The following is a 21671-nucleotide window of genomic DNA, read 5'->3' on the forward strand; positions in this document are numbered from 1 at the left end:
ACAGCACGTGCCACAGCAACGCGACCGGCCAGGCGAGCCAGCCGAGGTGGGCCGACGGCATCGCGTCGAGCGACGCCATGCCGAGCGCGACCAGCACCAACGCCGGCAGCGTGAGTGCCGTGGCCTGCCCGAGCACGCGCCACTGGCGCCATGCCGCGAGCATCGTCGCCAGCAACGAGCTCGCGACCACGCAGCCGACCAGCGCCGCCGGCCAGCCGTCCTGCGCATCGACCTCGCGCAGCAGGTGCAGCACCTGCGGCACCAGCATCAACCCCCACCACAGAAGCGACCAGCCGACGATGCCCCATTGCACGACCGCCTGCCGCGTCCACGCGAGTGCCGACGTCGATTCCGGTCGCGCCGCGCGCTGCAACGCGTCGCCGGCCAGCAAGCCGGTCAGCGCGAGGCCCAGCGGCAACCACAGGCGCAGATCGCCGAACGGCGCGCGTGCCAGCAGGTCCGGCCCGAAGGCGAGCGTCGCCACCGCGGCAGCCACCTCCAGCAGCAACCAGCCGAACGCCAGCGCCGGGTGCGCGATGCGCAGGCCGAGCCACAGTGCGCCAACCCCCAGCCACGGCCACACCAGCGCGGCCCGTTCCGCCGGCATCACGCACAGCAGACCGAGCGCGACCACCGCAAGCCCGGCCAGCAAGGCCGCCCCACTCGCCAGCGACCATTGCGGCAGTGCGCCGCGCTCGTCCATCGCCCGCAATTGAGCACGCAGTTCCAGCCACGCGGTCGCCAGCAGGCTGCCACCGACCAGCAAGGCCGCAACCAACCCTGGCCACCCGTCGCGCGGTGCGTCCTGCGGATCGAGGTGCAGCGACGCCGCCAGCCCCGCCAGCGCGACCAAGTGCAGCGCCCCCGAGCAAGCCGCCAGCACACGCAGCGCGAACCGATGCCCGAGAGCAGCCAGCACCAGCGCGAGCAGCGCCGTCGCGACCGAGGCCCACAACGGCACCAGCACCATCCAGCCGAGCAAGGCCGCAGCACCCACCGCGAGCCACGGCAGCGCGATGTCATTGCCCTGCTCCCAGCCCGCGTGCTGCGCGGCCGGGTGGCGATGATGCACCCGCCACATCGCGAGGACGCTGCCCAGCAGCAGCAACACGCCGATCAGCGAACCGTCGATCAATGGCGTGCCGGCCGCGTAGTCGATCGACAGGTCCGTCAGCAGCCGCACCACCGCCCCCGCCAGCACCGCAAGCGCGAACGCCCGCGTGTACAGCCGGTGCTGGCGCACGCCGAGCCAGAACATGCCGGCCGCTTCGACGGCCCAGGTCGCGCCGGTCCACGCCCCTTCGAGCGCCAGCGGGATCGCGAGCGTCGCGAAGATCACGCCGACGATCACATGCGCTTCGCCGAGCAGCGCATAGCGGATGCGCGCACTGCGCAGCAGGCCGCCGCCGATCAGCAGGTAGAAGAACGCGAAGCCGAGCGCCGACCAGGCCGGGCCCCATTCGGTGTCCTTCACCATCAGGTACTGCAGGCCGAAGGCGGCCAGCGGCACGCCGAACACCAGCGCGCTGTCGACCCGGCCCACCTGCCGCAGCGCCTGCCGCGCGCGCTGCGCGAGCGGATCGGTCGCGGCATTGTCGTCGCCGAGCGCCAGCGCGCGCCGCGCGAACAGCACGCCGATCACCGTGAAGAGCACGAAGAACAGCAGCAGGAAGGCCTGCGTCGAGGCGTACACCGCATCGGTGTAGTGCGCCTGCGCCCAGGCCCCCGCCAGCGTGAAGGTGCCGACCGCGCCGATCAGGTTCAGCGGCCGCCAGGCCTTGTGCCAGGCCATCAGGAAGATGCCGATGTCGAGCACCGCGAGGTAGCTGAACAGGGCGATGTGGTTGCCACCGCCGGTGGACACCAGCACCGGCGCGAGGAAGCCTTCGGCCACCGACACGTAGGCCAGCCACGGCGCGTTCTGCAGCACCGCGAGCGCCGCACCCAGCACCGCGACGACCGCCATCACTGCGAAGGCCGCCGTCGGCGGCAGCAAGGCGTTGAGCCGCAGCGCCGCGAGCGCGGTCAGGTAGAACACGCCGATGCCTGCGCCTTGCAGGATCAGCCCGTAACCCGTGCCGCCGGCCGCATCGCGCCGGTCGCGCAGGCGCCAGCCGAGCACCAGCATCACGACGCCGACCAGCGCGACGCCGGCGTAGCGGAACTCGACCGGCAGGGTCGCCCGCTCGGCCACATAGCGCAGCAGGAACGCGAGGCCCAGGAACAGGATCAGCACGCCCACCTTGACGATGGTGTTGCCGCCGAAGATCCAGCGCGCGAGGAACGGCGGCAGGCGGTCGCGCAGCGGCAGCGCGGGTTCGACCGGGGGCGGCGGTGGCGGCGGGTTCGCGCGCGACGGCTCGGTCCAGGTCGGTGCCGGGGCGGGTTCGTCGATCGCAGCGGCCGCAGCGGGTTCGATGATCGCCTCGGGGACGATGGCTTCAGGAACAGGCACCGCCATCGACGCGACCGCCGGCTCGACCATCGCCGCGGCAGCCGGCACGGTGCGCGGATCGATCAGCGGTTCAAGGTCGATTTCGAGGACCCGGTCAGGGATCGGCACAGAGAGGGGCTCAACCGCCACCGTTGCGTCACCGCCCGACAGCCGCTGCACCTGCAAGCGCAGTGCGCTCACCTCGTGCTCCAGCGCCGCCACGCGCTGCGCAAGATCCAGCGGCTGCACTGCGGCATCCACCGGTGCCGCGGCCGCGGCTTCGTCCGGCACCTCGGGCCAGGCCTCCTCGGCCGGCGCTGCCGCCTCGGCCTGCTTCGACTTGCGGATCTGCCACACCACGAGTGGCGTCACGATCAACATCACCAGCCCACCGACTGGTCCGCCGAGCGCCAGTCCCACCAGGCCGCCCAGCACCGCATAGACGAAGTTCATCGGCCCTCCACCACTGTCCTTGTGGCGGCGATTATGACCAGCGGCCCGGCACGGCCCGGACGCTCTTTCGGGGGGTTGTCAGGCGGCGGTGAGGTAGGCGATCAGCTGCCGCTCGGCCACCGACCAGCCGCGCCGGCGGCGCAGCGCGGCCAAACCCTCCCCGGCGGCGCGCAGCCGATCGGGCGTCGCCTCCAGCACCCGCGGGTGCACGTACGACTTGCGGCACACCGCCACCGTGTTGCCGAGGCGCTTCGCGACGTCGGCCAGCACGTCGTTCAACTCGCGTCGCGTGAAGCCGTCGCTGTCGGTGTGCCCCTCGGTGCGTTCGCCGGGCAGTTCCCCCAGCAACGCCAGCGCATGCACGCTCGCATGCCAGGTGCGGAAGTTCTTCGCGGTGAACTCGGCACCGCTCGCCTCGCGCAGGTAGTCATTGACGTCTTCGCTGCCGATGCCGTGCAGCTCGCCATCGTCGCCCGCGTACTGGAACAAGGCCTGCCCGGGCATCGCCTGGCAGCGGCGCACGACGCGCGCGACCCGCGGGTCCTCCAGCGCCACGCGGTGCTGCACGCCGCTCTTGCCGCGGAACTGCAGCGTGATCTCAGGGCCGTTCACCTGCGCGTGGCGGTTGCGCAGCGTGGTCAGGCCGTACGAGCCGTTGCTGCGGGCGTATTCGTCATTGCCGATGCGCACGAGCGTCGTGTCGAGCAGCCGCACCACGGTGGCGAGCACGGTCTCGCGGCCGGGCCGCGCGCTCGTCACCTTCAGGTCGCGCTGAACCCGGGCGCGGATGCGCGGCAACGCGTCGCCGAACTCCAGCATGCGGTCGAACTTGTCAGCATCGCGCACCCGCCGCCACTCGGCGTGGTAGCGGTACTGCTTGCGGCCGCGCGCATCGCGCCCGGTGGCTTGCACGTGGCCGCGCGGCGACGGGCAGATCCACACCTGCGTGTAGGCCGGCGGGATCGCCAGGCGCCGGATGCGCTCCAGCTCGCTGCGCTCGCGCAGCGGCCGGCCATCGGGTGCGATGTAGCTGAACCCGGTGCCCCGGCGCGCGCGTCGGATGCCGGGCACCGTGTCACTCACGTACTGCAGGCGCTCCATCGCCGGCACGTCGCTGCAGGGGTCAGTACCGGTAGATCAGGCCCAGCGACGTCAGGTCGACGTCCTGCCGCCCGCCGACGAAGCGGAACTGCTGGCGCTCCCACTCCAGGGCCACGGTCCAGTTGCGGCCGAAGTCGACCGCAGCGCCGACCGCGCCGGTGGCACCAAACCCCTTGTCGTCGCCGGTCGCCACCGGCTGGCCGGCAGCGGCGCTCACATCGGTGCGGCCATAGGTGGTGCCGAGCTTGCCGTAGAGGTGGAACATGGTGCCCAGCGGGACCTGGCCGATCAGGCTCAGGTTGACGCCGCGCGCCTTCGCGCTGCCGCCGGCGCGGTCGGCATGGCGCATGTCGACGTAGCCCAGCTCGATGCCCATCCAGTCGTTCACCGCGGCGCCGGCATAGACCTTCCAGGCGCCGTTCGCGTTGTCGCACGACGCCTGGACGCCGCAATCGGTGTTGTAGTCGGCGCGACCGCCGTTCAGGCCGATGTAGCCGTGCTCCCCGGACTGCGCGAGGGCAGCCGAGGCCACGAAGACGGCGGCGATGCCGATCGAAATACGCAAGCGCTGGTTCATGAAGTGCTTCCTGCAAAAACGACCGGGTGAAGTTTTCTGACGCCGGTAAGAACATCGGCAGCATTTACGTGCCGCCGATGCCCCCGGGTCACGACGAGCTCTTCGCGCGTTCGCGGTCGCGCAGCATCTTGATCTGGTCGTGGTTGCGCTGCACGCCGAGTTGCATGCGCGCGACGATCGACTTCACCGGCTCCGGCAGGTCGTCATCGCGCAGTGCGGCACGGTAGCGGGCCAGCGCCGCGTCTTCGCCGCGCTCGCATTCGTCCAGCATCGCCTGGTCGGTGTAGCCCACCAGCGAGCCGCGCACCGCGACCCAGCCGCGGTGCAGCGAGCCGGCGGTGGTGCCGTCGTCTTCCGGTTCGCCGCCGTACTGCGCGACCAGCGGGGCCAGCTCTTCGGCCGCGCGGCGGCATTCGTTGGCGCGTTGCGTGAACAGCGTGCGCAGCTCTTCCGACTGCACGTGCTTCGCGCAGGCCAGGAAGCCGAACTCACCGTCCTTCGAGGTCTCGATCAGGTCGTTCAGGGTGTCGACGATGTCTTCGTGGCTCATGGTCAGTTCCTTTCAGTTGAAGGCCGTGGGGCCCGTTCCCTTCTTCGGCAGTTGGCGTGCCCGGTGGCACATGTGTTGCAGAGTGATGAATGAGCAGTTCCCCCTGCGAGGCATCGTCCTACGACGCGCTTCCGATGGGGCGCAAACACAGCAACGACAAGCATCAAGGAGACCGCGGAATGAATGCACCGATCCTTCGAGCCGATGCGCGGCAGATCCAGGGCCTGACGCCGCGCCTGCAGCGTGCGGTGCGCCTGCTGCAGCTGTCGTCGCAGGACTTCGTCCAGGAGATCCGCGACAGCATGGTGACCAATCCCTTCCTCGAGCTGGAAGAGGCCGGGCCCGAGGGCACCGCAACGGCCGTGCACGATCCGTCGCTGGCCGAAGCGCTGCCGATCGCCGAGCTGAATGCGCTGACACCGGCCAACGACGCGACGATGGACACCCTGCCATCCGCCGACGCCGACATGGCCTTCGAGCGCGACAGCTGGCAGGCCGGGCCGGGCAGCATCAGCGGAAGCGGTTCCGGCGACAGCGACATCAGCGCGAKGGAGCTGGTCGCCGCCGATGTCGACCTGCGCCAGCACCTGCGCTCGCAGATCAACATGCTGCCGCTCGGCGAGCGCGACCACGCCCTCGCCTGCACCATCATCGAATCGCTCGACGACGACGGCTACCTGCGCACCGGGCTCGACGAACTCGCCGAGCTGGCGGCGCTGTCGCCGGCGGTCGAGGGCTGCGAGATGAGCACCGCGCTGAAGCTGGTGCAGTCGCTCGAACCGGCCGGCGTGGCCGCGCGCAGCGTCGCCGAATGCCTGCTGCTGCAGCTTCCGCAGATCGAGGATGCCGACGAACGCGCGCTGGCCGAGCGCATCGTCGCGCAGCACCTGGCGCAACTGGCGCAGCGCGACATCGCCGGCATCGCGAAGGCGCTGGGCGAGACCGCCGCGCACGTGGCCGCCGCCTGCGACCGCATCCGCCACCTCGACCCGCGCCCGGGCTGGCGCTACGGCGCCGAGAACCTGAACTACGTGACGCCGGACGTGATCGTCAAGAAGGTCCGCGGCACCTGGGCCGCCGCGCTGAACCACGCGGTGATCCCGCGCGTGAAGCTGAACCAGATGTACGCGAGCCTGTTCCAGCAGCACCGCGGCGGCGGCCACGGCGAGATGGCCGCCCACCTGCAGGACGCGCGCTGGACGGTGCGCAACGTGCAGCAGCGCTTCTCGACCATCCTGTCGGTGGCGCAGGCCATCCTGCGGCGCCAACACCGCTTCCTCGACGTCGGCCCGCTCGCGATGAAGCCGCTCGGCCTGCGCGAGATCGCCGACGAGGTCGGCATCCACGAATCCACCGTCTGCCGGGTGACGAACAACAAGTACATGGCCACGCCGGTCGGTGTGTTCGAGCTGAAGTACTTCTTCTCGCGCGGCATGAACACCGCCAGCGGCGGCAGCACCTCGCCGACCGCGGTGCGCGGCGTGATCCAGGGGATCATCGAATCGGAAGACCCGAAGATGCCGCTGTCGGACGCCCAGATCGCCCGCCTGCTGCTGCGCCAGGGCCTGACGGTGGCGCGCCGCACGGTCACCAAGTACCGCCAACTGCTCAAAGTCGAGCCGGTGGAACGCCGCCGCCGCGCCGCCTGATCGAGGGTTTTCCCGGCGCGCGGACTTGCAAAGAGTCACAAATCACGCAGGCACGACACTTGCCAGTAGAAGTCAAGCGGCCAGCCGACATCGAGTGTCGGCCCCGTCCGACAGACCCCGGCCCGCGACCGACTGCGGGCCCCCGAAAGCCTTTCATGCAGGACCGCGCCCTCACGCTCGATGCCATCGGCCCCTCGCTGTTCGACCGGCTGCCGCAAGCGGCCCTGCTCGTCGATGCACAGGGGCACGTGCTGGCTGCCAACCGCGCGGCCCAGGCGCTGGTGCGTGGCGGCGACCTGCCGTCCGACCTGCTGCGCTTCGCGCCCTCGCTCGCGATGGGGCGCGCACTGGGGGCCGGCGAGGAGTGGGCCGGCGAGGTGTCGGTCGGCTCGGGCGACGGCGTGCGGCCGTTCGACGCGCAGCTGTTGCAACTTCAGCCGCAAGTTCATCCGCAACTTCAGCCGCAGCTTCGGAAGGACGATTCGCCCGCCGCAGACGACGCCCGCTTCGTCTGCCTGCTGCAGCCGTCGCCGGTGCGCGGGCGCGACGGCGAGCGCGATTTCCGCAGCATGGCCGATGCCGCGCCGGTGATGATCTGGCTGGCCGGCCCGGACCGCTGGTGCGAATGGGTCAACAAGCCGTGGCTGCAGTTCACCGGCACGACGCTCGACGAAGAGCGCGGCAACGGCTGGACCCAGGTGGTGCACCCGGAGGACCTGGAGCGCTGCATGGGCATCTACTCGACCAGCTTCCATGCGCGCCAGCCCTTCGTGATGGATTACCGGCTGCGCCGCCACGACGGCCTCTACCGCTGGGTGCTCGACAACGGCGTGCCGCACACCAGCGGCGACGGGCGCTTCCTCGGCTACGTCGGCAGCTGTGTCGACATCCATGAACGCAAGGAGCTCGAGGAGCGCTTGGCCGAGCGCACGCAGGCGATGCGCCTGTCCGACCGACGCCAGGGCGAGTTCCTCGCGCTGCTGTCGCACGAGCTGCGCAACCCGCTGGCACCGATCGCGAACGCCGCCAGCGTGCTGCGCACGATGGAGGCCGAGAACCCGACGATCGGGCGGCTGCGCGAGATCGTCGAGCGGCAGGTGACGCGGCTGCGGCGCCTGATCGACGACCTCGTCGACGTGACGCGTGTCGCGCAGGGCCAGATCACGCTGATCAAGGAGCCGGTGGCGGTCGACACGGTGGTGCGCGGCGCGCTCGACGGCCTGCGCACGAAGCTGAGTGCGGCCGGCCACACGCTGAAGACCGAGTTCCCGAAGGAGCCGGCCTGGGTCGAGGGCGATGCGCTGCGGCTCGCGCAGGCGGTGTCGGCGATCGTCTACAACGCATCGATCTTCTCGCGCGACCCGGGCGAGATCGCGGTGTCGGTGCAGTCACGTGGCGGTCCGGGGAATGGTCAAGGGAATGGTCAAGGGACGGGCCAGGTGCTGGTGCGCGTGAAAGACCGCGGCCAAGGCATCGCCGCCGATTTCCTGCCGCACGTGTTCGAGCTGTTCGCGCGCCACGATGACGGCACCGCGGCACGCCGGCCGGGGCTGGGGGTCGGGCTCACGCTGGCGCGGCGCATCGCGATGCTGCACGGCGGCGACATCTCGGCGTCGAGCGACGGGCCGGGGCTGGGTGCCGAGTTCGTGATCAGCCTGCCGCAGGTGGCCTCGCCGAGCGCCACCAACGGCTCGCGCCAGAAGCCGCTCGTGATGGTTCCCGAGGAAACCTACCGCGTGCTGGTGATCGACCCGGATCCGGAGACACGCGACGTGCTGCGCCTGCAGATGGAGCTGTGGGGCCACGAGGTGCAGACGGCGCCGACGCCGGAGGCCGGGCTGCGCATCGCGCGCACCCAGCGGCCGCAGATCGTGCTGTGCGACATCAGCCATCCCGACTTCGAGGCGGCCGCGCTGCTCGAACCGCTGCGCAGCCATCTGGTCGGCGTGCCGGTGTTCTTTGCGGCACTGAATGCACGCGGTCGCAGCGACGACGACGAGGCGCGTGCGCTGGAGGCGGGGTTCGATGCCTACCTGGTGAAGCCGCTGCGACCGGAAAACCTCGGCCGCCTGTTGCACGCCGTCGCGACGCGGACCGCGTAGGTTCAGGACGACGCCCAGCTCCGGTCTTCGAGTCCGGCCGGCCGCGTTTCGAGCGCCCCGTCGGCCCCGGCGAGGCCGGCCGCCTGGTATTCCTTCAGCCGGTTGTAGAGCGTCTTCAGGCTGATCCCGAGCGTCGCGGCGGTCTTCTCCTTGTGGCGCCCGAGGTACTCGAGCGTCGCGAGCGTCACCTGCCGCTCGATCTCGGCCAGCGGCGTGCCGACCCACACGGTGATCGCCGGCGCCCCGCCCTCGACCACGATCGGCGACGTCGGGATCGATGCGCCCGACACCTCGCCATCGGGCGATTGCGGCAGGCACTCGTCGTCGATCACGCTGTCGAGCGCCATCACATAAGAGCGGTACACCACGTTGCGCAGCTCACGCACGTTGCCCGGCCATTCGTAGCGCRCAAGCCGTTGCAGAGCCTGCGGCGAGAAGCGCTTGGCCATGCCTTCGCGCTCCGAGATCTGCTGCACGAAATGCTCGGCCAGCAGCGGCACGTCTTCGGACCGCTGGCGCAGCGCCGGCAGGTGGATCGGGAACACGTTCAGGCGGTACAGCAGGTCTTCGCGCAGCTTGCCGCTGGCCACCGCCTGCAGCGGGCTGCGGTTGGTGGCCGCGATCATCCGCACGTCGGTCTCGAGCGTCTGCGTGGAGCCGACCCGCATGAAAGTGCCGGTCTCGAGCACGCGCAGCAGCTTGACCTGCAGGTCGAGCGGCATCTCGGTGATTTCATCGAGGAACAGCGTGCCGCCGCTCGCGCGCTCGAAGAAGCCCTGGTGCTGCCGGTCGGCGCCGGTGAAGCTGCCCTTCTCGTGGCCGAAGATCTCGCTCTCGATCAGGTGCGGCGAGATCGCGCCGCAGTTCACCGCGAGGAAAGGCTTGCCGCGCCGGCGGCTCAGGTCGTGCACCGTGCGCGCGACCACCTCCTTGCCGGTGCCGCTCTCGCCGGTGATGAACACCGTGACGGCGGTGCCGGCCACGCGCGCCACCTGGTCGTAGACACGGCGCATCGGCGCCGCACGGCCCCACAGCGCACCGAAATGGCCTTCGCTCTCCAGCGTGGCCAGCAGGTCCGACGATTCCGCCTTCAGCACCGACGGCTTGGTCACGCGCGACAGCACGCCCTTCAGCTGCTTCAGGCTCATCGGCTTGACGAGGTAGTCGGCGGCGCCCAGCCGCAGTGCCTGGATCGAGGTGTCGAGGCTCGCCTGGCCGGTCATCAGCACCACGTCGGTGTTCGACATGCCCTTGGCCTCGTTCAGCAGCTCCATGCCGTTGCCGTCGGGCAGCATCAAATCCAGCAGCACGATGTCGGGTTCCTGCAGCGCCAGCTGCCGGCGCGCATCGCGCAGCGACCCCGCGGTGGCCACGGTGAAGCCCTCGCTCGCGATCAGCATCGCCATCGTCTCGGCCGAATCCGGCTCGTCATCCACCACCAAGGCATGCGGCATCACAGAACTCCTCTTGCGGACCGGAAGGCCCGCAGCAAGCGGCCCGGACACGCCGGGACCACGCGGAACCGTCGGGCACAGCGATTGCCATGACGGTTCATCGACCACTCCACCGCTGACCATGTGCCGGTCACCATCCACCTTCATCCTCGTTAGCCAGAACCATGCCGCCCGCACCGGCGAACGGCACCGCCCGCTCGACCTGCAGATCCAGCTGCCGGCCGAACAGGAGAACACCCAAATGTTGCAGAGGCTTGACCGCATCGAGCCGTCGATGCGGTCCTACAAGCTGGCGCAGCGGATCGACAAGGCGGCCTCGGACAAGGCCTGGGCGGACAAGCCGCAAAGCAGGCCACCCGCACTCGACGAGGCGCCGTCGATTCCTGCCGTCTTCGTTACTGCTGATCACCGGGTCGTTCCCTTGTCGAGCCGAGCCAGCGGCCAAAGTGGGCGACGATAGCCTGCACCATCGGGCCCACCCGCTCGCAGTGGTAACGAGGCGTCAATGCGGATGTCGGCAGTGCTGTGGCAGGCCTTGCGAGTTGTCACACACGCGGGTGGGGCATGGGTCGGCCTGTGTCGCTGCGCCAACGCCGTGCACGGCACCTTCACTCCGGGGATGGACAGGCGGTGGCACCACATCGGGACAGCCTTCAGCATCGGGATCAGCCGAGAGCGAAGCAACGCAGGTGCAGGTCGGCAGTCGCCGCGGTGCCGCTGAGGCGAACCTGCTTCGCACAGGCTCGCAGCGCTTGTGAAACCGCTGCAACGAGCTTCGACGGCGGGCGCACCGCGCGGCCTTCGCGCAGCAGGCTGTCCACGAGGAACCCATCCTCGTCGATCATCTCGGCGAGCAGGCGCTCCTGCTCGTCGAACAGCACCGCACGCGGCGCCTCCTTCGAGCCAAAAAGCAGCAGGTAGCGGGCGCAGTTGTTCTTGGTCATGGCGGCATTCTTGGGTGTCAACATCTTGAGGGCGGATGCTCCCCCAGGTCGGCCGCCCGGGCCAGTCGCCAGCACCGGATTCGAACGTCGGAAATCGCCTACGCGGTCCTACAAGGGCCTGCCCCCTCTGAAACGGACAGCGTCGGTCGCCGCGCCGACCTACGACGCGCCCTCCTCCCCTCCTACACCGGCTCGGGCCGGTGGCTGCTGGGCGGGCACCCGGGCCCCGCCTATCGTTGCGCCACGCGATCGTCGTCATGGATCGCTGCCCATCCACCCGGGAGTTCATCCACATGCAAGCCCAAGCCGCCCCCGCCGTCACCCGCTCCCGCGAAGCCGGCTTGCCGATGCCGCACGACGTGCACCCGTGGAATGCCCCCGGCCAGGATGTCGGGCTGGTGATCGACCGCGACCGGCAGTTCGTGCAGATGCTGCGCCACTACCGCGAGAGCGGCGGCCTGGCGCGCGGCGACGAGGTGGTGGAGCGGCTCACGCAGTGCGGCGGCCGCGGCGTGCCGACGCTGGCGCGGCAGATCGTCGAGCGCAGCGTGCTGAGCTTCGAATGGCGCGGCGAGCTGTGGCTGCCGATGTTCCAGTTCGAACGCACCGACATGGCGCTGAAGGCCGGCCCGCAACAGGTGGCGAGCGAACTGGCCTCGGCCTTCGATGCCTGGAACACCGCGTTCTGGTTTGTGCAGCCGAACCCGTGGCTGAAGGGGCGGATGCCGGTCGACGTGATCAACACCGAGCTGGCCGAGGTGATCCAGGCCGCAAGAACCGACCGCTTCGTCGCGGCGGGATGACGACGGGACCTCAGGACGTGACGCTGCCGGCCGGAACCCCCGGCGCGGGCGCCGCGGCCGCCGTCGCGCCACGCACCGGCGGCAGGCCCATCGCGCCGATGCGCGCCACGCAGCGGTTGCGACCGCTGCGCTTGGCCTCGTAGAGCGCCTCGTCGGCGCGCCGCAGCACGCTGCTGACGGTGTCGCCGCTCTCGGCCAGCGTGATGCCGATGCTGATCGTGATGTTGCGGTCCGGCAGCCAGCGCGACACATCCAACTCGGCCACCTTCTGGCGCAGCCGCTCGGCCGCGGCGATCGCGGTGTCGATGTCGACCTCGGGCAGCACGACGATGAACTCCTCGCCGCCCAGCCGGCCCAGCTCGACCGGCGCACGGCCGCTGTCGCGCAGCACGGTGGCGATTGCCCGCAGGATGTCGTCGCCGACCAGGTGGCCGTGCTCGTCGTTGATCATCTTGAAGAAATCGAGGTCGACGATCAGCAGCGCGCAGGCCTGCCGCTGCGCCAGCAGCCCCTGCAGCTTGCCGAGCACGTGGCGGCGGTTCGGCAGGTGCGTCAGCTCGTCGGTCATCGCGAGGTCTTGCATGCGGTGGCTGGTGCGGCGGTGGCGCCAGACCAGCACCCCCATCACGACCACCAGCAACGCGGCCAGCGCGATCACCACCGCGCGCAGCGCGCTGGCCCGACGCTCCTGGTCGAGCGCGCGCTCGGTGGCCGCCTTCTCGCGCATCAGCAGCTGGTTTTCCTTGTCCTTCGCGGCGCTGTCGAACTCGACCTTCAGCGTCGCGAAACGCTGGTCGAGCTGGCGGTGCAGCAACTCGTCGGAGACCGCCTTGTACTTCTGCTGCTGCTCGAAGGCGCCGTGCCAGTCGCCCTGGTCGGACAGCGCCGTCGCCAGCTCTCCATAGGTGGTGGCCAGCTCGGCCCGCGAATCGGCGGTGGAGAAGACCTTCTGCGCCTCGCCCAGCGCCGCCAGGGCCTCGACCGGGCGGCGCAGCAGGCGCATCGCGATGCCGCGTTGCAGCAGGATCTGCGCGCGCAGGCGTTCGTCGGGCGTGCGGTGGTGCAGTTCGCTCGCCTGGTCGAGCAGGCCGAGCGCACCGGCCGCATCGCCGCGCGCGTTGCGCACGCTGGCCAGCCCGCGCAGCGCATAGGCCTCGCCGCGCGGGTAGCCGATCTCGCGGCTCAGCGCCAGCACCGCCTCGAAGGCGTGCTGCGCGGCGTCCCAGTCCTTCAGGTTCTCGAGCGCGCGGCCCAGGTTGTGCTGCGTGACGGCCTGCTCGCGGCGCAGCCCGGCGGCCTGCTGCGCCTTCAGCGCCGCCTCGAAGTAGTAGCGCGCCTGGGCGTGGTCGCCCATGCGGTTGTAGAGGATCGCGATCGCGTTCAGCGAGGTCAGCGCCTGTTGCGGCATGCCCAGCCGCTCGTACAGCTGGTTGGCCAGGCGCAGGTCGAACAGGCCGTTGGCGAACTCGCCGCGCACGCCGCGCAGGTAGCCGCGGCGGTACAGGCCGTCGGCGCGCTGCTCGTCGTCGTGCAGCTGCTCGGCGACCGCGACCGACTGCTCGTACAAGGCCATCGCCTGCACGCTGTCGCCGGCCAGCTCGCGCAAGTCGCCTTCGCAGCCGAGCAGGCTGGGGCGCAGGCGCGGCGCGCGCGGCAGCAGCGCGCGCCCCTGGGCCAGGTGGTCCTCGGCGGCGGCGCGGTCGCGCTCGGCGTGGTAATCGCACAGCAGCCAATGGGCGAGCACCAGCGTGTCGGGGTCGGCGGCCGCGCCGGCGTGGCCGAGGTCGGCCAGCGCCTGCTCGGCCAGCTTGCGGCCCTGTTCGGGGTCGCTGCGCATCGCGGCGCGGCTGCGCTCGAGCATCGATCGCGCCGGGGTGTCGGACGCAGGCGTGGGCGCCGCCGCCACGATGGCAGACAGTGTCAAAAGCATGACAGGCAGGCAGCGCACGACGGGCAGGAGGCAGCGGGGTGACAAGCGCGCATTGTCGCCCACGGTTACACCCGCCAACGCGCGCCACAGCGGCGCGCACCTCGCGTTGGCGAGAACGAATGCCCATCGAAGCCGACGCGATGACACATCTGGATACAGGGCTTCCCCCTAGTCCGATCCCTTTCATTTTTGGATGTGTCATGCAAAATCATCCGACACAAAAACGAATGGGCAGGGAGAAGCGATGTCCAGCCAGGCAGTACCCGGGGCGCAGCCGCGCCCCGAATCGACGCTTGCCGTGGACGCGGCGCCCCCCTCGCCGCAACCGCCGGGTGATGGCGACGCCATGCCCCCGCCCACGCCCGGTCCCGCCAGCGGCCTGCAGGCCCTGTGCCTGGTGGCCCGCCTGCACCATGTGGCCGCCGATCCGGCCCAGCTCGCGCACCAGCTCGGCTGGCGGCCCGGCCACGTGCCCGACGTCACCGACCTGCTGCTGGCGGCGCAACAGCTGGGCCTGAAGGCGCGGCTCAGCCGCAGCAGCCCCGAGCGCCTGAACCTCGCCCCGCTGCCGGCGCTCGCGCTGCTGGACGACGGGGCCGGCGGCCGCAAGGTGGTGGTGCTCGCGCAATGCGACGGCCAGCGCGTGCTCTACCAGGATCCGGGCGCCGACATCCCGGGCGGCCGCCCGGTGATCGAGCCGCTCGGCGTGTTCGCCGGCCGCTGGGATGGCGCGCTGATCCTCGTCACCAGCCGCGCTTCGCTGGCCGGCGCCCTCGCCCAGTTCGATTTCAGCTGGTTCGTGCCCAGCCTCGTGAAGCACCGGCGGTTGCTCGGCGAGGTGTTGCTGGTGTCGCTGTTCCTGCAGCTGTTCGCGCTCGTCAGCCCCCTGTTCTTCCAGGTCGTGATGGACAAGGTGCTGGTGCACCGCGGCGTCTCGACGCTCAACGTGCTGGTGGTCGGCCTGGTCGTCATCGTGGTGTTCGAGAGCGTGCTGTCGTTGTTGCGCACCTACCTGTTCAGCCACACCACCAGCCGCATCGACGTCGAGCTCGGCGCGCGCCTGTTCCGCCACCTGCTGCAGCTGCCGCTCGCCTACTTCCAGGCGCGCCGCGTCGGCCAGTCGGTGGCACGCGTGCGCGAGCTGGAGAACATCCGCAGCTTCCTGACCGGCAATGCGCTGACGCTGGTGCTCGACGTGCTGTTCTCGGTGATCTTCATCGCGGTGATGCTGCTCTACAGCGTGCCGCTGACGCTGATCGTGCTGGTCAGCCTGCCGCTCTACATCGGCCTCAGCCTGATGCTGGTGCCGGTGCTGCGCGCCCGCCTGAACGAGAAATTCGCGCGCGGCGCCGAGAACCAGTCGCTGCTGGTCGAGACGATCAGCGGCATCCAGACCGTCAAGGCGAGCGCGCTCGAACCGAGCATCGCGCGGCGCTGGGACGACCAGCTGGCCGCCTACGTGTCGGCGAGCTTTCGCACCAGCACGCTGGCCAGCTACGGCCACGAAGGCATCGGCCTGATCGGCAAGCTGGTGACGGCCGCGACGCTCTGGTACGGCGCGCGCCTCGTGATGGACCAGGAGCTGAGCGTCGGCCAGTTCGTCGCGTTCAACATGTTCGCGCAGCGCGTCGCGCAGCCGATCATGCGGATCGCCCAGCTCTGGACCGATTTCCAGCAGACCGGCATCTCGGTGGCGCGGCTCGGCGACATCCTGAACACCCGCACCGAGGTGCCGCCGGCCAATGCCGCGCAGCTGCCACCGCTGAAGGGCCGCATCCAGTTCGACCAGGTCAGTTTCCGCTACCGCGCCGAGGCGCCGCCGGTGCTGCAGGCGTTGAGCCTGGAGGTGCGCCCCGGCGAGGTGATCGGCATCGTCGGGCGCAGCGGTTCGGGCAAGAGCACGCTGACCAAGCTGGTGCAGCGCCTGTACACGCCCGAGCAGGGGCGCGTGCTGGTGGACGGCATCGACATCAGCCTGATCGACGCGGCGCAGCTGCGCCGCCAGATCGGCGTGGTGCTGCAGGACAACCTGCTGTTCAGCCGCAGCGTGCGCGAGAACATCGCGATCACCGACCCGGCGGCGCCGATCGAGCAGGTGATGCGGGCGGCCCGGCTGGCCGGCGCGCACGAATTCGTCAGCGAACTGCCCGAGGGCTACGACACGCAGGTCGGCGAACAGGGCGCCGGGCTGTCCGGCGGGCAGCGCCAGCGCATCGCGATCGCGCGCGCACTGTTCGGCAACCCGCGCGTGCTGATCCTCGACGAGGCCACCAGCGCACTCGACTACGAGAGCGAGGCCATCCTGCAGCGCAACATGGCCGACATCTGCCGCGGCCGCACCGTGATCGTGATCGCGCACCGGCTCAGCAGCGTGCGCCGCGCCACCCGCATCGTCGCGATGGACAAGGGACGCATCGTCGAGCAAGGCACGCACGACGAGCTACTGCGCCGGCCGCGCGGGCTGTACGCCGGGCTGTGGGCGATGCAGTCGGGCGTGCCCGAAGGGGTGGCCTCGTGAGCCGGTCGAGCCACCCGCTGCTCGACCTGCTGCGCCACTACCGCGCGGTGTTCCGCGCCGCCTGGGAGCGCCGCGACGAGCTGGCCGGCCCGCGCCGGCTGGCCGACGAAGCCGCCTTCCTGCCGGCGGCACTGAGCCTGCAGGAGACACCGCTGCACCCGGCCCCGCGGCGCACCGCGTGGGTGATCTGCGCGCTGTTCACGATCGCGCTCGCCTGGGCCATCCTCGGCGAGGTCGACATCGTCGCGGTGGCGCCGGGGCGCATCGTCGTCAGCGAGCGCACGAAGACGCTGCAGCCGCTCGAGACCAGCGTGGTCAAGCGCGTGCTGGTGAAGGATGGCGACGTGGTGCAGGCCGGCCAGGTGCTGGTCGAGCTGGACGCCACCGCCGCCGCGGCCGACGGTGCGAGCGTGGCCGAGCAGTTGAGCGCGATGCTGTCCGAGGAGCGCCGCACGACCGCGCTGCTGCAGGCGCTGCAGGGCGGCCGCCAGCAGCCGGTGGCGCCGCCGGGCCTGTCGCCGCGCGACGGCGCGCAACTGCACGCGGAGTGGGCCGACATCACCGCCCGGCTGAGCCGGCTGCATGCAGAGCAGACGCGCCGCAAGGCCGAACTCGCCACCGTGCGCGAGACCATCGCCAAGCTGGAGGCGACGCTGCCGATCGCACGGCGGCGCGAAGCCGATTTCAAGAGCCTGACGGCCCAGGGCTTCATGGGGGCGCATGCCGAGCAGGACCGCACCCGCGAACGCATCGAGCTGGAGCGCGACCTGGCCACCCAGCAGGCCCGGCTGACCGAGGCGCAGGCGGCACTGGCCGAGAGCGACAGCGGGCGCCAGGCCTACCTGGCCGAAACGCAGCGCACGCTGAGCGACCGGCAGGCGCAGGCCGGATCGAAGCGCGAGCAGCTGGCCCAGGAGCGCAGCAAGACCGAGCAGCGCACGCGGCTGACGCAGCTGTCCGCCCCGGTCGGCGGCACGGTGCAGCAGGTGGCGGTGCACACCGAGGGCGGCGTGGTCACGCCGGCCCAGGTGCTGATGGTGATCGTGCCACGCGATGCGCAGGTCACCGCCGAGGTGGTGGTCGACAACAAGGACATCGGCTTCGTCAACGCCGGCCAGCTGGCGGCGGTGAAGCTGGAGACCTTTCCGTTCACCCGCTACGGCACCGTCGACGCGACGGTGCGCAGCGTGACTGCCGATGCGGTGAACGACGAGAAGAAAGGCGCGATCTTCCCGGCCACGCTGAGCCTGCGGCAGGACTCGATCCAGGTCGACGGCAAGCGCATCCACCTGAGCCCGGGCATGAACGTCACGGCCGAGATCAAGACCGGCCGGCGCCGCGTCATCGACTACCTGCTGAGCCCGGTCCAGACCGCGCTCAGCGAAAGCATGGGGGAACGCTGAGATGCTCACCACGACCTGCCGCGGCCCGATCGTCCGCGCCCTTCGCACCGCGACGCTGGTGCTGGCCGCCGCGCTGCTGGGCGCGCCGCTGGCGGCTTGCGCCCTGCCCGCTTCCGAGTCGGCCGCCACGCCTGCCCCGGCCACGGCTGCCACCGCACGCGAAGCCCGCCCGCTGCGCCTCGACTTTGCCCAGGTCGACCTGCGCGTGCTGCTCGGCATCGTGGCCGATGCGGCCGGCAAGACGCTGCGCCTCGCGCCCGGCATCGGCGGCACTGTCGAGGCCCACTACGCCGCGCCCTGGAACCAGGTGCTCGCGCAGATCGCGCAGCGCCACGGGCTGAAGGCCGTCGTCCAGGGCAACGAGATCCGCGTCAGCAAGGCACCCGCATGAGCAGCCTCAAGGCCCCCGCGCACGACGAGACCACCAGCGCCGTGCTGCAGATCCTGGACGCCAGCAAGTCCAACAAGACCTGGTTCGACAGCCGCGGCCTGATCGCCGGCTACCACACCGTCTCGATCGGCGGCGAGAGCTTCCAGGGCCAGCGCGATTCGGCCAAGCGGGTCGCCAAGATCCCGTACGACTTCAGCGGCAAGCGCGTGCTCGACATCGGCTGCTCGAACGGCGGGCTGCTGCACCACCTGTCGGGCGCGATCCGGTTCGGGGTCGGCGTCGACTTCAACACGCGCTGCATCAACGGCGCCAACGCGATCAAGGCGGCCAACGGCACCCACAACGTCCACTTCTACGCCTTCGACCTCGACAAGGACGACCTGTCGCTGCTGAACAGCTTCGTGTTCGGCGAGCGGGTGGACGTCTGCTTCATCCTGAACATCTCGCTGTGGGTGAAGCGCTGGAAGGAGGTCGTGAACCACTGCGCGGCGCTCAGCGACACGCTCGTCTTCGAGGCGCACGGCAACGCGCAGCAGCAGGCCGAGCAGCTGCGCTTCGTGCAATCGGTGTATGGGCAGACGCAGCTGCTGTCGCAGCAATCGGACGACGATCCGACCTATGCGCAGCGCTCGATGTACCTGTGCAGCGACCGCACCGCCGACGAGGGCTCGCCCGACGCGCTGGCCCAGGCCCCGGTGCTCGGCGACGGCGACGAGGGCGCGGTGCGCGCCGCCTGGCGGGCCTGCTTCCCGAATTCGCTGCCGGGCAGCGTGAAGGTGTTCCCGAACACGCACGAGAGCATCGTCGCCGAGATCGATGGCGACCACATCGTCAAGTTTCCGCGCGCGCACCGCGGCGCCACCGGCATCCAGGTGGAGCAGCGCATCACCGATTTCATTCGCGCGCGCGTCGCGGTGCAGGTGCCGAAGATCGAGCTGCACAGCCGGCCGGTGGCGCTGGCGCGCTACCCGAAGCTGGATGGCACCGGCTTCGATCGCAACGCCTGGGCCAAGCTGACCGACGCGAAGAAGGACGCGCTGGCCGCGCAGCTGGCCGCCTTCATGCTCGCGCTGCATGCGGTGCCGGCGGCCGAGATCGAGCGCGCCGACCTGACCTTCGCCCCGTCGTGGGAGCTGTCGGCCGACCTGATCGAAACCCAGCTCGCGGGCAGCGAGCACCCGGTGCTGCGCAAGCTGGTGCCCGAGGTGGTGCGCAACCACCGCAACCTGAAGGTGCCGGCGAAGCAGCTGGTGCTCGGCCACTTCGACCTGCACGGCGGCAACCTGCTGCTCGATGCCGCGCAGGAGCGGCTGCTCGGCGTCATCGATTTCGGCAACTGCAAGCGCGGCGACCTGCACCAGGATTTCTCGCCGCTGTGCCTGAGCTCGCCCGACCTGGCCGAGCGCGTGATGCGCGCCTACGAGCAGCAGTCGGGCCGCAAGGTGAACCGGCTGATGGTGCAGCACTACGCGACCACGTTCTACCTGAACCTGCTGGCCGGCCTGCAGCGCAACGGCAGCACCGACAAGCAGGCGTACTGGCTGGGCCAGCTCGAAACCTGGTTCAACCACCTGGTGATGGAGCGTGCGAAGGCGCGGCTCGCGAGCGCCAAGCCGGTGTCGACGCTGCCGCCGAGCTGGCGCCAGTGGGTGGCCTCCAACCTGATGAAGGGCAGCGAGGCGTCGACGCTGCAGGGCATCCTGCGCCGCAACGGCTTCGCCGACATCGAATCCGCGGTGGAGCTGGCGCATGCGCAGGCGGATCCGTATGTCGAAGCCGGCCGCGAGATCTTCAAGACGCTGGACAAGCGCAACTGGCTGCTGAAGACCTGCGACACGCTGGCGGCGCTGGACGAGCGCTACGCCACCGCCGTTGAACGCCGCGCGGCGCCGGCCTTCGACGTGTTCGTTCGCGAGTACTACAGCAAGCACCTGCCGGTGCTGCTGACCGGCGGCATTGACCACTGGGCGGCACGCTCGCTGTGGACGCCGGAGTACTTTGCCGAGAAGGTCGGCAGCACCGAGATCGAGGTGCAGCACGGCCGCGAGAACGATCCGCTGTACGAGCGCAATTCCGGGCAGCACAAGGCGCGCATGACGATGGCCGAGTTCGTGCGCAAGGTGCGCTCGGTCGATGCGTCGAACGACTTCTACATGACGGCCAACAACATGAAGAACAGCCTGGCCGGGCTGGAGCCGCTGTTCGCCGACGCGGGCGACTTCGCGCAGGGCTACCGCGACGAGAAGGCACCGGGCAACGGCCAGTTCCTGTGGTTCGGGCCGAAGGGCACGTTCACCCCGCTGCACCACGACCTGACCAACAACATGCTGATCCAGGTCTACGGGCGCAAGAAGGTGACGCTGATCCCGGCGCTGCAGACGCCGCACCTCTACAACGACGTGGGCGTGTTCAGCGCCGCGGCGTTTCCGGATTTCGATGCACAGCGGCACCCGCTGATGAAGAACGCGCGGCCGATCGAGGTGGAGATCGGGCCGGGCGATGCGCTGTTCATTCCGGTGGGCTGGTGGCACTGCGTCGAGAGCCTGGAGGTCTCGATCGGGCTCAGCTTCACGAATTTCAAGGTGACGAACGCGTTCTCCGGGGACTACCCCCGTTGAACGTTTCTGAAGTTTCTGCAGGCGCAAGCAGTACGCCGATCAATCAATCAATCGATCAATAGCCAGGGAGATGGGTCATGGGGATCATGGGCGGCATCGAGTGGACTGCTGAGAAGTACCAGCAATACAAGGACCTGAAGGAAAAGTACGACAACGCGAAGGAGAAGTACGACCAGGCGATGAAGGTCAATGACGCCTACAAGGCGAATGACGCTTTCCAGACGCTGATCGAATCCCTGCGCTTGCTGAACATGTTCAACCCGTCGCCGGTGACGCGCGGGCCGGTCGGGCAATTGATCGATGGCCTGGAGGCCGGTGTGCGGCCGGGCATCGACGCGCTGCAAGGCCGTGGCGACCAGATCGAGCGCGCCATCAACGATGCCACCGGCTACCCGGGCGGCGTGCCGGACGGCGCCCCGCCGGGCATGGAGTACCAGCCGCGCGTGGTGGTCTCGGACGACGGCCGTTCGTTCTGGCAGGGGCCGCCGCTGCTGGTGCCCAAGGGCACGGCCATCCTCGATCGGCCGATCTACATCGACGAACGCGGCAACCCGATCACGCCGCCGCCGGGCGGTTGGCTGGAGACGCCGACACCGCCTCAGCCGACACCGGTGCCGACGCCACCGGAGCCGACGCCGACGCCTACCCCGCCGACGCCCACCCCGCCGACGCCCACCCCGCCGACGCCCACCCCGCCGACGCCTACCCCGCCGACGCCCACCCCGCCGACGCCCACCCCGCCGA

Annotated in this window: 15 protein-coding genes and 1 pseudogene; 9 read left to right on the forward strand and 7 right to left on the reverse strand. The window is 70.2% G+C overall.

The annotated features are described in order from the left end of the window. The 4 genes from ACXJLU_RS26890 to ACXJLU_RS26905 form a co-directional block, all read right to left on the reverse strand. On the reverse strand, positions 1-2887 hold a 2887-nt coding region (locus tag ACXJLU_RS26890; protein WP_457336287.1), incomplete at its 3' end, for a DUF2339 domain-containing protein. A gap of 78 nt (positions 2888-2965) precedes the next feature. Further along, complete coding sequence (locus ACXJLU_RS26895; protein WP_457336289.1) at positions 2966-3988, reverse strand: DNA topoisomerase IB; 1023 nt, start codon at positions 3986-3988, stop codon at positions 2966-2968. A gap of 22 nt (positions 3989-4010) precedes the next feature. Beyond that, complete coding sequence (locus ACXJLU_RS26900; RefSeq protein ID WP_457336291.1) at positions 4011-4565, reverse strand: outer membrane beta-barrel protein; 555 nt, start codon at positions 4563-4565, stop codon at positions 4011-4013. A gap of 88 nt (positions 4566-4653) precedes the next feature. Next, on the reverse strand, positions 4654-5115 hold the full coding sequence (locus ACXJLU_RS26905) for a PA2169 family four-helix-bundle protein (protein WP_056808194.1): 462 nt from the start codon (positions 5113-5115) through the stop codon (positions 4654-4656). Between the two features lie 179 nt (positions 5116-5294). Here ACXJLU_RS26905 and rpoN point away from each other — a divergent pair, with 179 nt between their 5' ends. Together rpoN and ACXJLU_RS26915 are read left to right on the forward strand one after the other, a co-directional pair. Beyond that, a complete protein-coding gene (gene rpoN, locus ACXJLU_RS26910; RefSeq protein WP_457336293.1) occupies positions 5295-6764 on the forward strand; it encodes an RNA polymerase factor sigma-54 in 1470 nt (489 codons plus the stop codon). 155 nt (positions 6765-6919) lie between these two features. Next, complete coding sequence (locus ACXJLU_RS26915) at positions 6920-8866, forward strand: PAS domain-containing hybrid sensor histidine kinase/response regulator (RefSeq protein ID WP_457336295.1); 1947 nt, start codon at positions 6920-6922, stop codon at positions 8864-8866. A 2-nt stretch (positions 8867-8868) separates the two neighbouring features. Here the strand turns inward: ACXJLU_RS26915 and ACXJLU_RS26920 are convergent, their stop codons facing one another. Further along, the gene (locus tag ACXJLU_RS26920) at positions 8869-10320 is read right to left on the reverse strand and encodes a sigma-54-dependent transcriptional regulator (protein ID WP_457336297.1); all 1452 of its coding nucleotides are present in this window, start codon (positions 10318-10320) and stop codon (positions 8869-8871) included. 121 nt (positions 10321-10441) lie between these two features. On the opposite strand from ACXJLU_RS26920, the gene ACXJLU_RS26925 reads away from it, so the two are divergent. Next, a complete protein-coding gene (locus ACXJLU_RS26925) occupies positions 10442-10780 on the forward strand; it encodes a hypothetical protein (RefSeq protein WP_457336299.1) in 339 nt (112 codons plus the stop codon). A gap of 205 nt (positions 10781-10985) precedes the next feature. Here ACXJLU_RS26925 and ACXJLU_RS26930 read toward each other — a convergent pair whose 3' ends face one another. Further along, on the reverse strand, positions 10986-11264 hold the full coding sequence (locus ACXJLU_RS26930; RefSeq protein WP_457336301.1) for a hypothetical protein: 279 nt from the start codon (positions 11262-11264) through the stop codon (positions 10986-10988). Between the two features lie 293 nt (positions 11265-11557). Between ACXJLU_RS26930 and ACXJLU_RS26935 the strand changes: the two genes are divergently transcribed. Further along, on the forward strand, positions 11558-12067 hold the full coding sequence (locus ACXJLU_RS26935) for a hypothetical protein (protein ID WP_073466642.1): 510 nt from the start codon (positions 11558-11560) through the stop codon (positions 12065-12067). 10 nt (positions 12068-12077) lie between these two features. Here ACXJLU_RS26935 and ACXJLU_RS26940 read toward each other — a convergent pair whose 3' ends face one another. Further along, the gene (locus tag ACXJLU_RS26940; protein WP_457336303.1) at positions 12078-13997 is read right to left on the reverse strand and encodes a GGDEF domain-containing protein; all 1920 of its coding nucleotides are present in this window, start codon (positions 13995-13997) and stop codon (positions 12078-12080) included. A gap of 346 nt (positions 13998-14343) precedes the next feature. Here ACXJLU_RS26940 and ACXJLU_RS26945 point away from each other — a divergent pair, with 346 nt between their 5' ends. The 5 genes and pseudogenes from ACXJLU_RS26945 to ACXJLU_RS26965 all read left to right on the forward strand — a co-directional run. Continuing rightward, positions 14344-16515, forward strand: a complete 2172-nt coding sequence (locus ACXJLU_RS26945; protein WP_457336305.1) for a type I secretion system permease/ATPase — start codon at positions 14344-14346, stop codon at positions 16513-16515. Then, the gene (locus tag ACXJLU_RS26950) at positions 16512-17918 is read left to right on the forward strand and encodes an HlyD family type I secretion periplasmic adaptor subunit (RefSeq protein WP_073466640.1); all 1407 of its coding nucleotides are present in this window, start codon (positions 16512-16514) and stop codon (positions 17916-17918) included. Before ACXJLU_RS26945 ends, ACXJLU_RS26950 begins: the two co-directional genes overlap by 4 nt. A gap of 1 nt (position 17919) precedes the next feature. Continuing rightward, entirely contained in the window at positions 17920-18309 is a 390-nt protein-coding gene (locus ACXJLU_RS26955; RefSeq protein ID WP_457336307.1) for a hypothetical protein, read from the forward strand. Further along, the gene (locus tag ACXJLU_RS26960) at positions 18306-20927 is read left to right on the forward strand and encodes a cupin-like domain-containing protein (protein WP_457336309.1); all 2622 of its coding nucleotides are present in this window, start codon (positions 18306-18308) and stop codon (positions 20925-20927) included. Before ACXJLU_RS26955 ends, ACXJLU_RS26960 begins: the two co-directional genes overlap by 4 nt. Before the next feature lie 77 nt (positions 20928-21004). Beyond that, positions 21005-21671, forward strand: a pseudogene (locus ACXJLU_RS26965) (hypothetical protein); the annotation flags it as partial.

Source organism: Rhizobacter sp. P5_C2, assembly GCF_054049715.1.

Bases quoted from the DNA above. Each gene is read 5' to 3' on its own strand.
- ACXJLU_RS26895 (WP_457336289.1), bottom strand. From the start codon at position 3,988: ATGGAGCGCCTGCAGTACGTGAGTGACACGGTGCCCGGCATCCGACGC.
- ACXJLU_RS26900 (WP_457336291.1), bottom strand. From the start codon at position 4,565: ATGAACCAGCGCTTGCGTATTTCGATCGGCATCGCCGCCGTCTTCGTG.
- ACXJLU_RS26905 (WP_056808194.1), bottom strand. From the start codon at position 5,115: ATGAGCCACGAAGACATCGTCGACACCCTGAACGACCTGATCGAGACC.
- ACXJLU_RS26915 (WP_457336295.1), top strand. From the start codon at position 6,920: ATGCAGGACCGCGCCCTCACGCTCGATGCCATCGGCCCCTCGCTGTTC.
- ACXJLU_RS26925 (WP_457336299.1), top strand. From the start codon at position 10,442: ATGTGCCGGTCACCATCCACCTTCATCCTCGTTAGCCAGAACCATGCC.
- ACXJLU_RS26930 (WP_457336301.1), bottom strand. From the start codon at position 11,264: ATGACCAAGAACAACTGCGCCCGCTACCTGCTGCTTTTTGGCTCGAAG.
- ACXJLU_RS26935 (WP_073466642.1), top strand. From the start codon at position 11,558: ATGCAAGCCCAAGCCGCCCCCGCCGTCACCCGCTCCCGCGAAGCCGGC.
- ACXJLU_RS26940 (WP_457336303.1), bottom strand. From the start codon at position 13,997: ATGCTTTTGACACTGTCTGCCATCGTGGCGGCGGCGCCCACGCCTGCG.
- ACXJLU_RS26945 (WP_457336305.1), top strand. From the start codon at position 14,344: ATGCCCCCGCCCACGCCCGGTCCCGCCAGCGGCCTGCAGGCCCTGTGC.
- ACXJLU_RS26955 (WP_457336307.1), top strand. From the start codon at position 17,920: ATGCTCACCACGACCTGCCGCGGCCCGATCGTCCGCGCCCTTCGCACC.
- ACXJLU_RS26960 (WP_457336309.1), top strand. From the start codon at position 18,306: ATGAGCAGCCTCAAGGCCCCCGCGCACGACGAGACCACCAGCGCCGTG.